This window comes from Methanosarcina sp. WWM596 (assembly GCF_000969965.1).
Lineage (GTDB): Archaea > Halobacteriota > Methanosarcinia > Methanosarcinales > Methanosarcinaceae > Methanosarcina.
Genome location: NZ_CP009503.1, coordinates 3454933 through 3468811, shown reverse-complemented (window position 1 = coordinate 3468811; position 13879 = coordinate 3454933). Strand labels below are relative to the sequence as shown.

Sequence of the window (13879 nt, the reverse complement as noted above, 5' to 3'; positions counted from 1 at the left end):
ACCAATCTTGTTTATAGCTCAACAAATCCAACTGATTTTTCTGAATAGCCCCCTTCCTTATCACCGACACCTTTAGGACCAGCTCCAACAATTGTAGATGCATATCCATTTATTTGGAATCGTATCCTTGAATTTTCACCTAACCAAATGCTACTTCCATCTGGATTCTTATTATAAGGATGGTTTATGTGTTCATACTTTCTAACATACTTTTGGCCTTTATGACCGAAGTAAGGTTCAGGAATTACTTCATTATCATTATCGATAAGAGTAAAACTCTCGTACTCTCCTTTTACCTCATAAGTCCACACATTCACTGTAAAAATCCAGTGAGGCGGCAATACAGGCAACCCACAGGGAACAGCTGCCATCGTCCTGTCCAGCCTTTTTGTGACCTTGTCTGCCATCTCCCCAGAATACCTATCCAGGGTTTCATTTGCCAGATTTTTCAACTCACCATCAATTTTCCCAAAAAGAACATCAAGAGCCTCCCCTTTACTTGCTGTGACTGCACAGATGCCGTCTGCAACCCCGATTCTAACATCCGTATCAACCCTGTTCAGAGTTGCTTCAAGTTCATCAGGTTCAACCGAAGGGTTTGAGTTCCTGATTTCAGTTATTACGGCGGCGGCAAGTTCAGTTGCGAGCTGACCAGTGGTGGATTTATCAATAATCTCTTCATCGGAGAGGCTGTTAAGGTAGCTGACTGTGACTGCACGGATGCGGTTTTCTTCTATCCAGCCGGAAACAACAGGATTTGAACTTACTTCAGCGGCGACCTCTTCAGTTATCTGAAGCCTCATTTCCCTGGCATAGACAAGTTTCAGGTTGTAGACTTCTGTGTTAAGGTGAGCTGTGTCCAGGGAAACTTCCTGTTCACGGAGGTTCTGATGATATCGATTTATGAAATTGAAGTTTGATGAATGTATGTTATTATTTAAAGAATTCATATTTTTGCGACGTTCTTTGTAAAAATTTAAATTTGTGGTGTAAAAAATATTAAACAGTTATATATATAAATCGTTTTCGTTAGATGGGAGAGATTTATAAATAAAAAACAAGCAAATAAATTAAATCTCCCATCACAGCATTTACTGGCGGGAGAATCTAAGGAATACAAGTACAAGTGCCGAAATGGCGGTTACTAAACTGAAAGCTGGAGTGGATGCGGATGTGGAAGAAGGTTCAGTTTCCGAAACTGGCTGCTCCTCAGAAGTAGGGATTTTGCCTTCGTAATGTTCGTTGGAGATAGTACAGTAAGCAGCGGTGAATTCTCCTTTTACTAATATTTTCCCACCAGCGCCTAATTCATTTACTTGACAAACAAAGTCAATGGGTATACTCCCACCCGCCCAATTTTCAGTTGGCTTTACAGTCCATTCAAAAACGTCCGTTGAATTTTCTTCCATAATTTTCCCATAGTATTCTTCCATTCTCGAGGTTGGCCCATCTATTATAACAAAGTTATCTTTTCCAAGTTCACTTAGTTTGACAGAAACGTAACATTTTTGATTCACAGTAAAATCAAACCTAACCTTGAAAGGTTCTCCAATTTTCAAAACAGGCTTTACAATCTCTTTTCCAGGTAAAAGCACATCATTGTAATATACATCGATGGAACCGTATGGAGAACTTGCTGAAGCAATATTAGTTAACAAAAGAAATATAGTTCCAATCACAAGAATTTTGAGTTTCATGTTAATTCACCAAACTGTCAGCAAGAGTTTCATTTAACTCCAATTTTAACATCTGTGTCGACCCTGTTCAAAATAACTTGAGTTAATCGAGTTAAAATAAATTAAATCTCCCATCACAGCATTTACTGGCGGGAGAATCTGAGGAATACGAGTACAAGTGCCGAAATGGCGGTTACTAAACTGAAAGCTGGCGTGGATGCAGATTTGGAGAAAGGTTCTGTTTCTGAAACTGGATGATTTTCAGAAGTTGGGATTTTGCCTTCGTAGTATTCGTTGGAAATATATGGATAAGCAACCGTAAATTCACCTTGTACAAGAGGTTCATCTTCACCAACGTTATGTATTTGATACCAGATATTCACAGGCATAGTTCCGCTTTCCCATTCTCCAGTAGGTTTTAGCGTCCATTCAAAAGTATATGCTCCAGGATCCAAAGATTCAAAATATAATTTCTTATCGAATTCAGAAGGACCTTTTATAACTTCGTATGGAGTCCTAACTCTGAGACTACAAACTTTTATAAATAGGATCGAAGTCTGATTGAGTTTTAAATCTACTTTTACCTTGAAAGGTTCTCCGATTTGTAGTGCAGGTTTGGCTACTTCTTTACCTGGTAAAAGCACATCATTGTAATATACATCGATAGAACCATATGGAGAACTTGCTGAAGCAATATTCATTAACAAGATAAATATGGTTCCAATCACAAGAATTTTGAGCTTCATGTTAATTCACCAAACTGTGTAGCAAGAGTTTCATACCCAATTGATTTTTCAATAGAACCACCTATTTTGTCCCCAACGCCCTTTGGGCTTGGACCAACTACCGTAGTTGCATATCCAATAAATTGGAATGTTAATGGGGTGTTATCTCCGATATATTTGCCATCATGTAGAATAGAATCATCTTTTCTGATGTACATCTGTCCTTTGTGACCAAAGTAAGGTTTAGGAATTACCTCATTGTCATTATCGATTACTTTAAATTCTTCATACATTCCAATCACCTCATACGTCCAAACATTAACCGTAAAAATCCAGTGCGGAGGCAGTACCGGCAACCCGCAAGGAACAGCTGTCATCGTCCGATCCAGCCTTTTTGTGACTTTGTCTGCGATCTCCCCAGAATACCTATCCACGGTTTCATTTGCCAGATTTTTCAGCTCACCGTCTATTTTCCCAAAAAGAACATCAAGAGCCTCTCCTTTACTTGCTGTGACTGCACAGATGCCGTCTGCAACCCCGATTCTAACATCCGTATCAACCCTGTTCAGAGTTGCTTCAAGTTCATCAGGTTCAACCGAAGGGTTTGAGTTCCTGATTTCAGTTATTACGGCGGCGGCAAGTTCAGTTGCGAGCTGACCAGTGGTGGATTTATCAATAATCTCTTCATCGGAGAGGCTGTTAAGGTAGCTGACTGTGACTGCACGGACGCGGTCTTCCTCGATCCAGCCGGAAACAACAGGATTTGAACTTACTTCAGTAGCTACCTCTTCAGTAATCTGAGACCTCATTTCCCGGGCATACACCAGTTTCAGGTTGTAGACTTCGGTGTTAAGTCGGGCTGTGTCCAGGGAAACTTCCTGTTCACTGAGGTTCTAATGATATCGATTTATGAAATTGAAGTTTGATGACTGTATGTTATAATTTAAAGAATCCATACTTTTGCGACGTTCTTTGTAAAAATATATATTCTATGTGTAAAAAATATTAGATAGTTATACGCATAAATACTTTTCTTTATATGGGAGAGATTTATAAATAAAAAAACAAACAAATAAATTTAATTTCCCATCACAGCATTTATTGGCGGGAGAATCTGAAGAATACAAGCACAAGTGCCGAAATGGCGGTTACTAAACTGAAAGCTGGCGTGGATGCAGATGTGGAAGAAGGTTCGGTTTCTGAAACTGGATGGTTTTCAGAAGTGGGAATTTCGCCTTCGTAATGTTCGTTGGAAATATAGGGATAAGCGACTGTGAAACCACCTTTGACAGAGGCTCTGGACTTCCATGGTCATAAATTTCATAATATATATCCAACGGCAGTGATCCTCCAGCCCATCTTTCAGTAGGTTTTACCATCCATTCATACTCTATCGTAGAGTTCGCCTCTAAAATATTCGCTTTTGAATAGTCTCCTATTCTCCCAGTAGGACCATCTATTATTTCAAAAGAACTCTTTTCCATGCATGAAAGTGATGCATAAACATCACTTTTTTGAGATACGGTTAGATTGATTTTGACTCTAAAGGGTTCTCCGACGTCCAAAGTTGGTTTAGCCACTTCTTTTCCTGGTAAAAGCACATCATTGTAATATACATCGATGGAACCATATGGAGAACTTGCTGAAGCAATATTAGTTAACAAAATAAATATGGTTCCAATCACAAGAATTTTGAGTTTCATGTTAATTCACCAAACTGTCAGCAAGAGTTTAATTTAACTCCAATTTTAACATCTGTGTCGACCCTGTTCAAAATAACTTGGTTAATCGAGTTAAAATAAATTAAATCTCCCATCACAGCATTTACTGGCGGGAGAATCTGAGGAATACAAGTACAAGTGCCGAAATGGCGGTTACTAAACTGAAAGCTGGCGTGGATGCGGATTTTGAGGAAGGCTCGGTTTCTGAAACTGGATGATCCTCAGAAGTGGGAATTTCGCCTTCGTAGTATTCGTTAGAGATGTGAGGATAGGCAACGGTGAAACCACTATTCAGAATCGGATCTGGGTTTCCTTTTTCAAGAAGAGCATAATGAAAATCGATTGGAAGTGAGCCACCTGCCCAACCTTCAGTTGGTTTAATAGTCCATTCAAAAACATGAGATTCATTTGGTTTTAGATTGGCACTAGAATATCTATTCATTTCGGAAGGACCCTCAATCACTTCAAAATCGCCACTTCCGATCTCTGATATTTGTCCAGACACCTTATATTCTTGATAGACTGTAATGTTTACTTTTATGTTAAAAGGCTCCCCAATCTTTAAAAGAGGTTTTGCTACTTCCGTACCTGGAAGAAGCTTATCGTTATAATATACATCGTAAGTATAAATTTCCCCATAAGGATTGGAGGCAGTTGCTAAATTAACAGTCAATATTAATATTGACATCAGAATCAAACACTTTCCTCTCATATTATACACCATACTCTGTGAAGAGATCTCCATAGGCAACTGATTCTTCAGTATGTCCACAACCCTTGTCTGCTATATCCCCAGAATATCTATCCACGGTCTCATTTGCCATATTTTTCAGTTCACCGTCAATTTTCCCAAAAAGAATGTCAATAGCCTCACATTTCCTTGCTGTAACTGCACAGATTCCGTCCGAAATGCCGATTCTAACTTCTGTGTCGACCCTATCCAGAATAACTTGAGTTAATCGAGTTAAAAATAAATTTAATCTCCCGTCACAGCATTTACTGGCGGGAGAATCTGAGGAATACAAGTACAAGTGCCAAAATGGCGGTTACTAAACTGAAAGCTGGCGTGGATGCAGATGTGGAAGAAGGTTCGGTTTCTGAAACAGGATGATTTTCAGAAATGGGAATTTCGCCTTCGTAATGTTCGTTAGAGATGGTACAGTAAGCGGCGGTGAATTCTCCATTTACCAATGTTTTCCCACCAGCGCCTAACTCATCTACTTGATATACAAAATCAATAGGTATGCTTCCACCCGCCCAATTTTCAGTTGGCTTTACTGTCCACTCAAAAACTTCCGTTGAATTTTCTTCCATAATTTTCCCATAATATTCTTCCATTCTCGAGGTTGGTCCATCTATTATAACAAAGTTATCTTTTCCAAGTTCGCTTAGTTTGACAGAAACGTAACATTTTTGATTCACAGTAAAATCAAACCTAACCTTGAAAGGTTCTCCGATTTTCAAAACAGGCTTTGCAATCTCTTTTCCTGGAAGGATCTTGTCATTGTAGTAGACATCTATAGAACCATATTGACTACTTGCAGAAGCTGTTCCAATCAAAAAAAGAAACATAATTCCCAAAGTGATAAGGCTCGTATTTTTCATAATTATACCACCATTTCGAATACCAAATCATCGTAGCTTACTGATTTCTCCGTGCTATCACCCAATTTATCTCCAACCCCTTTAGGACCTGCTCCAACAATTGTTGAAGCATATCCATTAAACCGGAATTTTATTGGGGCATTTTCTCCAATTGTTATTGGGGACCCATCCCCATTCTGTTTAAATGGATGATTTACACGCCCTTCTCGTCTAACGTACTTTTGTCCCTTATGCCCAAAGTAAGGTTTGGGAATCACTTCGTTATCGTTGTCAATAACAGTAAATACCTGATATTTTCCAATCACCTCATATGTCCAAACATTCACTGTAAAAATCCAGTGAGGTGGCAGTACCGGCAGCCCGCAGGGGACAGCTGCCATAGTCCTGTCCAGCCTTTTTGTGACCTTATCTGCTATCTCCCCAGAATACCTATCCACGGTCTCGTTTGCCATATTTTTCAGCTCACCGTCAATTTTTCCAAAAAGAATATCAAGAGCCTCACCTTTGCTTTCCGTGACTGCACAGATGCCGTTTGCAACGCCAATCCTAACATCCGTATCGACCCTGTTCAAAGTAGCTTCAAGTTCATCAGGTTCAACCGGAGGGTTTGAGTTCCTGATTTCAGTTATTACGGCGGCGGCAAGTTCGGTTGCAAGCTGGTCTGTGGTAGATTTTACGATTATCTCTTCATCGGAGAGACTGTTAAGGTAGCTGACTGTAACTGCATGGACGCGGTCTTCCTCAATCCAGCCGGAAACAACAGGATTTGAACTTACTTCAGCGGCTACCTCTTCAGTAATCTTAAATCTCATTTCCCGGGCATAGACCAGTTTCAGGTTGTAGACCTCTGTGTCAAGTCGGGCTGTGTCCAGGGAAACTTCCTGTTCACTGAGGTTCTGCTCCATCAGGAAGATTTCTGTGTTCAGAGTGGAAATGCTCTGGCTGATTTGCTGAGAGGTTTCGGTTTTTACGTATTCACCGCTTGAGGATATGGCATCTGCAATTTCTTCGGAGATGTTGGTTGTGAAAATGCAGGTATTCCGGACGCCGAGGGGGTAGATTGTTTTACTTCCCATAGAGTCAGCCCACTCGTATTCTCCTCTGAGGTCGAAGTCCGGGTCGTGGTAGAGGTAGTTAGGCTTCTGGTCAACGATGAGGGTCAGGTTTTCGGTCCAGTTGTATTTGCTTTCGGGCTGGCCTGTGACTTTCATTGTGGAGATAATGCCCATTTCCTGCCCAAGGGCAGAGGCAGCCATATCAATTGCAGGGTTATCGAAAAGAGTCATGGGACCTGAGGTCACGCTGTCAAACGCGCCGGTACTGAGGCCTTTTTCCTCAAGGGCATCGAGGATGTAGGAGTTGAGGTCGGAATCCAGTTTTTTGTTTTTCTGCTCGATGTCGTCCAGCAACCTATTGTAGGCTTCGTTTCTTGCAATGTAGCGGGCGGAGTCGCTGGATACGTACATATCTCCAGCTGGGGTGAGGTGCTGCTCTTTATTTACGTAGGCTTCCCGGCTTGCTTCGAGGTCAAAAATTAGTTTTTCGGCAGTTACCACCTGAAGGTCTGTAGGGTCCTGGCCCGGAGAATCAAGGAGAGAGTAGCTGAAGGTGGGGTTGTCACTTTCAACAGCATCAAGCATTGCCAGCACCTCATCAGCCATAACCCTGTGCAACCAGGGTGGGATATCGCAGTTGACGGCGCGCTGTGCGAGATACATCCCGTCAGGGTAAGTCCAGAAAGTGCTTTCTAGCGTCCTGATATTCACATAAGCATCCCTGTATTTGTCTGCGGCATCGGAACAGCAGGGATCAAACCTCTCTGCTCCGGCAGTGTACAGGGTTGTTTCCCTGTATTCCCTTTCTATCGGGTCGGTATAGGTTGATATGCCCGTATAACCGCCTGTGGGAAGGCGCTGGTGGTAAATTATCGTAAAATTTTCAGATTCTGTTTCGGTGTGGAAAAGGGATTCAGGGTCTTTTTTGCTTACAAATTCCAAATCCGAGCCACTTGATGTAGCATAAGTTGTTTCTATGGACGTGCTGCCGTCCTCATTATGGCTGATAGTCTTCCAGGCATACGTGTATGTATAGTCATAATTAATTTTCCACGTTGTCCTGATGCTATAATATATATCATACCGGATGCCCCAATCAAAAATATGGTCCTCTCTACTGAGATAGCCGTCGTCGGTCCTGTACTCGGCAACAAGCACGTCATTACCCCTGTACTCGTAATGGGGCTCTACTCTTACGTCGGTTATTTCCACGGAACTCAATCTAACAGAGGCATCCGTGATATACCAGCTTTTTAGCTTCCCTCTTGGAGGATCGATTTCAGGGTCCATAGTCTCAGAATATAAATTCGTAACAGGGTTACTCCAGGAGTAAGAGGGCACACGTGACCCTGCATGCGTACCCGATGCAAGATAGTCGGAGTCCCAGCTAACGGTATGCCCGCTGTATGAAACCGAATCCCGGTCAAAATCCGCTGTGATTGTTGAAGCCAGAGGGTCAGGAGAATTGAGGCCGTCCCTTAAAATCTGTCCCTGAACCGGAGCCGTGTAAACACTGTCTGCAACATCATGGATAAGGTCAGGGGTTTCCTCTTCCCACAAGTGGTCATTGAAGACCCAGCCGTCGAGGACTCCTTCCGTGTAGTCCGAGGCTGAGACTGTTATTTTCGAATATTCGGAAAGCTCGTCATAGGAAGTGTTTACATCTTCAAGAGACTGCTCTATACCCTCCTCAACATCCAGGGAAAAAGACCTATTTTCGGCAAGGGAAGCGTAGGTAGTCGAAAGGTTTACGTCCTCATCTGCTTCATAGAAGGTTCCTGAAGAATTAGAGCCAGTTGAGTTCAAAAGGCTGGGACTCGTTTTTGAACTGCTGGAAGCGTGAACGTCTTCATATAGGACCTTTCCATTGTAGTAAGTGGTGTATGTAAGAGCCAGGGGATCAACCGAGTCAAAAACTTTTTTTTGAGTGTAGAGAGTGGCTCCGTTAACCGAGCTTGCAAGGGCAGGGTTGGTCAAAATATTAAGAGGTCCATGTGCATAGTGCTGCCAGGGCCCGTAAATGAAAGACCTCAGGTTCGTCGCCCCGAGCACGATATTGGAGGTTGAGTCAAGGCTTGAAGATGTCCCAAGGGCGGTTTCATATTCCCGGACAAGTTCTTCGAGCAAAGGTTCCCTTGAGGTGATAAGGGTAGTGAGGTTCATGCTCATGTTGAGCGATTCTCCGGATTCAAGGTCTACAAGGGTGTAATTCAAAAGAGGGATTTCAAAAATATAGTAAATCGTGTAGTTTTTGTCAGAGGGAGAAATTTCTCGCTGCAAGATCCCGTTAACTTTCTTTACCCTTATCTGCTCGGGTTCTATGTAAGGTTCTACATTAACGGCGTATTCCATGAAGGTGTGGCTGTTGCCCTGGTAGTTTACAGACAGCAACCGGTTAAAAGCCTCTGCTGCAATGTCCTTTATGGGGCTTGCTTCAATCCGAAACCAGTCTGAGGCTTTGAGTTCGTCTCCATAATATAGTTCAATGGATGCATATCCTGATTCTGCAGTTTCCGGAACTTCCATATATTCTTCAAAGGAAACTTTTTGAAGAAAACCGGTAGCCTGCCCATAGTTCACTCGTTTGATTTCCTGCCCTGAAGAGTCATTTACAACCAGGGCAACGTCTTTGTTTTTCCATAGTGATTCGACTTTACCCCAGACGTCTGAAGGCAGGTTTATGGAAATTTGAAGTGTGTCTCCCTTCTCAAGGTTCTGGTTTTGCAGAATTACCATAAAATTATCTTCAGAGGACCTTTCAACCGGAGCACCCTCGGGCAGGATCACAGGGTGTTCTCCCTGCCACTCCAGGGCTTCTGTCCCGGCATAGTTAAGGCAGCGGGCAAGGTCAGATGCCGCAAGGGATATAGCAGTCTGCCTGGGATCGCTTTTCTCTGTAGTATAGATTGTTTCGGCAACCTCACTGTCCATTTTCATCAGGTAGACCGAAGTGAATGTTGCAACAAGGACAATGAAAATTCCGATTACGGCATATGGAATATAGGCGCTGGTATCCTGAAAAAAACAAGAACATTTAGAACATTTAAAAGATTGTTTCCCAGCCATATACCTCACTCAGGAAAATAACAGAATATAAAGAATGGAAGAAATAGAGTGAAAAACATTAGAGAGTTATATACATAAATAGTTTACTTTATTTGAGAGAGTGTTATAAACAAAAATAAAAGAGAATCACATAAAAATCAGAGTTAAGCAAGTAAAAAAACTGAGTGAAGAGCAAAGGTCGTCCCCTACTACATGGTTGAGATTCCGGGGTCAGACTTCCCAGTACGGCTATTGATTTAGTATATATCTACTGTACGCAGGCGAGGTCAAACATTGCGCAGCGCGTGGAAAAAAAGAACGCGAGATACCATTTGCGGTCATTTCGGAAAAAATTCCAACCAATTAATTAGAGGGCACCGAGATTTCATTTTCATTTGCTGACATAACTCACCCTTAATTGATAATCTTCCCCATAAAATAGCCGGGCTTCGCGCTCATAATTTCCACATTAGTGTATTCCCCGGGCTTGAGGTCGGAACCACTAATCACAACAGGACGGTAAGAGTCTGTACGTGTGAGTACATCCCCCATTTCCGTATATTTTGAGACAAAAACTCTGCCTTCCCAGCCAATCATCTCCCGCTTGGACTTAATCTTTATCTGCTCGCATACTTTGTGTAGGTTGTGGGAACGCTGTACTAAAATTCGGGAATCGAGGTTCCGGAAAGAAAAGGCTTTTGTGTGTGGGCGTGGGGAATATCTGGAAATATTGACCTTTTCCGGGCAGTATTTTTTAACCCATTCTATAGTTTCTTCGAAATCCTCATCAGTTTCATCACAGAAGCCAACAATTATGTCGGTAAAAAGGGAAAAATCTTCGAAACGAGCACGGAATTTCGTAATGATTGTGTCCACAGTATCCATTTTATGTAGACGGTTCATATTTTTCAAGACTGAGTGGGAAGCGGACTGAATCGGAAGATGGAGGAGTTTGAAAACCTTATCAGAGTCGAAGGCATCCACAAGCTCGTCCAGGATAGGGAGAACGGAGAATGGGTTCATCATGCCGACCCTCACTTTGAAGTCGCCGGGGATTTCTGAAATCATGCGCAGGAGCTCAGGGAGTTTGACCCCGGTATCCATGCCGTACTGACTGTCGTCCTGGGAGGTGAGCCAGATTTCCCGGCAGCCCTCTGCAACTGCCGAACTAATATCTTTTACGATTTCCTCAGGCGGGAAAGAGCGGAGTTTGCCCCTTGCATACTTTACGATACAATAGGAACAGGCGAAGTTGCAGCCCTGGGAGATCTGGCAGATATGAATATTTGGGTTCGCCCGCTCGCGAGGAACATTCAGGAACCCGATGGGCTCGGAAGTCCGCAGTTCCAGGTGTTCTCCCCCAGGCAGCCCTTCCATTCTCCTCTTTTCGATTGAAGAGAGAAGCTCACCTATACGGGAAACCGCATTTACTCCAAGAATATGGGATTCGGGGTTTGCATGCAGAATATCTTCAAGCTGGACTTCGGGCATGCAGCCGGAAACAATCACCTGGACACCCTTCTCACCCATACTGCGGATCTTGTAGAGAATCTTCTGTTCTGTTGTGTACTTGACCGTGCAGGAATTGCATATATAGACCTCTGCCTGACCGGCATCAGCAGAGCTCAACAACTCGTGCCCGAGCCTCTCAACACTTGCTTTCATAATCTCGGCTGATGCCTGGCTTGCTGAACAGCCAAAACTCTCTAGATATACTTTCATATTCTTACTTCACATTTTGATATGATAATTTGAATTCTTTGGTTTAGAACTGATCTTCATAATCCACATTTTTGGACTATACCAGAAGATACATGATCCATACTGGTCCGTGTTTCAAAAAAAGATTAAAAACGAAAAGATGAAAAAGGATTTACAGGTAGAGAGGAGTCTCCCGTTTATCCTTGATATAAATACTGTCTGTGAACCTGACAGCTCCAGATGCACCCATAGAAACCGTGTGTACTCTGGCATCTCCACTTCCAAAGAGGTTAACTTCACGCAGGAAGTGACCTGGAGTTACGGCTGTTGCGGAAAAAATTACATCATTACCCGGAACAAGTTTATTGGTATCAAGGACATCATTTAGTTTCTCAAGGGTAATCCCCATCTGTTCGAGCCTGGGCATTTTTTCCTCTATTTCTTCATCGATCTTGTCCCTGGTTTTTCCATTTGCAACCGTTGGCAGGACAAGCCTTGCAAGGATTTTCCCGCCCAGGATCTTGATTGCAGCAGCTGTAAGAACAGCCTCCCCGGAGCCGCCTGCCCCCATAACCACATGGATGCCTGAGCCACGGATGGCGGTTGAAACGCCTGGCATAAGGTCTCCGTCAGTAACCAGCCTTACACGAGCTCCAGCTTCCCGGATTTCGGTTATCTTCTGGACGTGCCTGGGGCGGTCGAGGATTACGACAACGAGTTCTTTAACGCTTCTTCCAAGAGCTTTTGCAACAATTTCAAGGTTGTGCCTGACAGGTGCATCCAGATCAATCTTTTCGTCGGGATGATCATTTTCATAACGAACGACATCTGGCCCGACAACTATCTTGTCCATATAGATGTCCGGGCCGTGGAAGATCCCTCCCCTTTCAGCCATTGCCATTACCGCAACCGAACCCGGGTAGCCGTCTGCCGTAAGGTTTGTGCCTTCCAGGGGGTCAACTGCAATATCAACCTCAAGATTTCCTGTCCCTGTCCCGACCTCTTCCCCAATAAAAAGCATGGGAGCTTCGTCCCTTTCTCCCTCTCCTATCTTAATTATGCCTTTCATGTTAAGTCTATTCAGCATCCTTCGCATGGAAGCAACTGCTACCTTATCAGCAAAGTGCTTGTCCCCGCGTCCCATTTGATAGGCTGCGGCAATGGCAGCAGTTTCTGTTACCTGAATAAGCCTTGGCAGTAACTCACATTCGATGGGTCCGGCACACTCAATCATTTCTTCTACTGTCTTTGGATGAGGCATGATAATCGACTCTTACTTCCTGCTTCCTGATAATATCCTGATAATAATAATCCTTTTCTGAATATTTCCCTTTGTCTGTTTGTCTGTTAATGTGATCTGTTAACACAATAGGATATTAATATCTATTGGAAAGACCTGAGGACAGATATTTATCTTAGGAAATGTTTATCGAAGAAAATCTGAAAAAACATTAATAAAACAGCATATGGTTGAGCTGAATCTATTTTTAGAAAGATAAATGCTGATTCTACTAATAAAGAAAGTGAAAACCCATGAAAATACATTGCCTCCAGCACCTGAAAAACGAGACCCTTGGAAACATAGGGACCTGGGTGTCCCTGAAAGGGCACAGCCTTACAAAAACTCTGCTTTATGAAAAACCTGTCTTTCCTGAGCCTGAAGAGTTCGATATGCTCCTGATAATGGGGGGCACGATGAGTGTTTATCAAGAGAAAGAGTTCCCATGGCTAAGATTAGAGAAAGAGTTTGTAAAAAAAGTGATAGATACAGGCAAACCTGTGCTTGGGAGCTGTTTTGGAGCACAGATGATTGCAGAGGTTCTGGGTGGAAAAGTTGCCAGAAACAGGTTCAAAGAAATAGGCTGGCACAGGGTAAAAGCTCTGGCAGAAGAAAACCTGAACAATGGAGGAGGAATAAACTCAGAGCTTCCTGCAGGCTTATTTCCCGAATTTACCGCATTCATGTGGCATGGGGACACTTTTGAAATCCCGGAAGGCGCAGTAAAACTTTTCGAAAGTAAAGCCTGCCCGAACCAGGGTTTTATTTACAGGGGAAACATCCTCGGACTACAGTTTCACCCTGAAGCTGACAGGCGGTGGATAAGAAATCTTATAGAAGATTCGGGGCACGAACTTGTTGAAGGAAAGTTCATCCAGTCCGAAGAGGAACTACTAGGACACAAACACCTTCTTGAAGGCTCTCAGAATATTGCTTTTTCTCTGATGGACTGGTTAGAGGAAAAATGTGAAAAATTGAAGTAAAGGAGAAGACGTTGAAGTATGAACGAAGATAGTGAACTACCCCGCCCTGCTTTCTGATGAAAGCGAGGACGGAACTTCCTTCGAGTGAT

General features: G+C 42.9%; 11 protein-coding genes. 1 reads left to right on the top strand and 10 read right to left on the bottom strand.

Features of this window, described 5'->3' with window-relative positions:
- Positions 1 to 11 precede the first annotated feature (11 nt).
- The 10 genes from MSWHS_RS15260 to glpX form a co-directional block, all read right to left on the bottom strand.
- Entirely contained in the window at positions 12 to 950 is a 939-nt protein-coding gene (locus MSWHS_RS15260) for a hypothetical protein (protein ID WP_048159361.1), read from the bottom strand.
- A 141-nt stretch (positions 951 to 1091) separates the two neighbouring features.
- Positions 1092 to 1697 (bottom strand): sarcinarray family MAST domain-containing protein, encoded by a 606-nt coding sequence (locus tag MSWHS_RS15255; protein ID WP_048159359.1) that lies wholly within the window; start codon positions 1695 to 1697, stop codon positions 1092 to 1094.
- Between the two features lie 122 nt (positions 1698 to 1819).
- Positions 1820 to 2422 carry a sarcinarray family MAST domain-containing protein gene (locus tag MSWHS_RS15250; protein WP_048159357.1) on the bottom strand — a complete coding sequence of 201 codons (603 nt, stop codon included), beginning with the start codon at positions 2420 to 2422 and terminating at the stop codon, positions 1820 to 1822.
- Entirely contained in the window at positions 2419 to 3210 is a 792-nt protein-coding gene (locus MSWHS_RS15245) for a hypothetical protein (RefSeq protein ID WP_048159356.1), read from the bottom strand. Before MSWHS_RS15245 ends, MSWHS_RS15250 begins: the two co-directional genes overlap by 4 nt.
- A 342-nt stretch (positions 3211 to 3552) precedes the next feature.
- The gene (locus tag MSWHS_RS15240; protein WP_369798951.1) at positions 3553 to 4104 is read right to left on the bottom strand and encodes a sarcinarray family MAST domain-containing protein; all 552 of its coding nucleotides are present in this window, start codon (positions 4102 to 4104) and stop codon (positions 3553 to 3555) included.
- Between the two features lie 121 nt (positions 4105 to 4225).
- Positions 4226 to 4810 (bottom strand): sarcinarray family MAST domain-containing protein, encoded by a 585-nt coding sequence (locus tag MSWHS_RS15235; protein WP_369798990.1) that lies wholly within the window; start codon positions 4808 to 4810, stop codon positions 4226 to 4228.
- A gap of 308 nt (positions 4811 to 5118) precedes the next feature.
- Positions 5119 to 5727 (bottom strand): sarcinarray family MAST domain-containing protein, encoded by a 609-nt coding sequence (locus MSWHS_RS15225; protein WP_048159351.1) that lies wholly within the window; start codon positions 5725 to 5727, stop codon positions 5119 to 5121.
- 2 nt (positions 5728 to 5729) lie between these two features.
- Positions 5730 to 9848: a hypothetical protein gene (locus tag MSWHS_RS15220; RefSeq protein WP_231585473.1), complete on the bottom strand. Its 4119-nt coding sequence runs from the start codon at positions 9846 to 9848 to the stop codon at positions 5730 to 5732.
- 393 nt (positions 9849 to 10241) lie between these two features.
- On the bottom strand, positions 10242 to 11549 hold the full coding sequence (locus MSWHS_RS15215; RefSeq protein WP_048159348.1) for a tRNA (N(6)-L-threonylcarbamoyladenosine(37)-C(2))-methylthiotransferase: 1308 nt from the start codon (positions 11547 to 11549) through the stop codon (positions 10242 to 10244).
- 151 nt (positions 11550 to 11700) lie between these two features.
- A complete protein-coding gene (glpX, locus tag MSWHS_RS15210) occupies positions 11701 to 12789 on the bottom strand; it encodes a class II fructose-bisphosphatase (protein ID WP_048128834.1) in 1089 nt (362 codons plus the stop codon).
- Between the two features lie 272 nt (positions 12790 to 13061).
- On the opposite strand from glpX, the gene MSWHS_RS15205 reads away from it, so the two are divergent.
- Positions 13062 to 13790, top strand: a complete 729-nt coding sequence (locus MSWHS_RS15205; RefSeq protein WP_048128835.1) for a type 1 glutamine amidotransferase — start codon at positions 13062 to 13064, stop codon at positions 13788 to 13790.
- The last annotated feature ends 89 nt before the right edge of the window (positions 13791 to 13879 follow it).

Bases quoted from the DNA above. Each gene is read 5' to 3' on its own strand.
- MSWHS_RS15245 (WP_048159356.1), bottom strand. From the start codon at position 3,210: ATGAGGTCTCAGATTACTGAAGAGGTAGCTACTGAAGTAAGTTCAAAT.
- MSWHS_RS15240 (WP_369798951.1), bottom strand. From the start codon at position 4,104: ATGAAACTCAAAATTCTTGTGATTGGAACCATATTTATTTTGTTAACT.
- glpX (WP_048128834.1), bottom strand. From the start codon at position 12,789: ATGCCTCATCCAAAGACAGTAGAAGAAATGATTGAGTGTGCCGGACCC.
- MSWHS_RS15205 (WP_048128835.1), top strand. From the start codon at position 13,062: ATGAAAATACATTGCCTCCAGCACCTGAAAAACGAGACCCTTGGAAAC.
- MSWHS_RS15260 (WP_048159361.1), bottom strand. From the start codon at position 950: ATGAATTCTTTAAATAATAACATACATTCATCAAACTTCAATTTCATA.
- MSWHS_RS15225 (WP_048159351.1), bottom strand. From the start codon at position 5,727: ATGAAAAATACGAGCCTTATCACTTTGGGAATTATGTTTCTTTTTTTG.
- MSWHS_RS15255 (WP_048159359.1), bottom strand. From the start codon at position 1,697: ATGAAACTCAAAATTCTTGTGATTGGAACTATATTTCTTTTGTTAACT.
- MSWHS_RS15220 (WP_231585473.1), bottom strand. From the start codon at position 9,848: ATGGCTGGGAAACAATCTTTTAAATGTTCTAAATGTTCTTGTTTTTTT.
- MSWHS_RS15215 (WP_048159348.1), bottom strand. From the start codon at position 11,549: ATGAAAGTATATCTAGAGAGTTTTGGCTGTTCAGCAAGCCAGGCATCA.
- MSWHS_RS15250 (WP_048159357.1), bottom strand. From the start codon at position 2,422: ATGAAGCTCAAAATTCTTGTGATTGGAACCATATTTATCTTGTTAATG.
- MSWHS_RS15235 (WP_369798990.1), bottom strand. From the start codon at position 4,810: ATGTCAATATTAATATTGACTGTTAATTTAGCAACTGCCTCCAATCCT.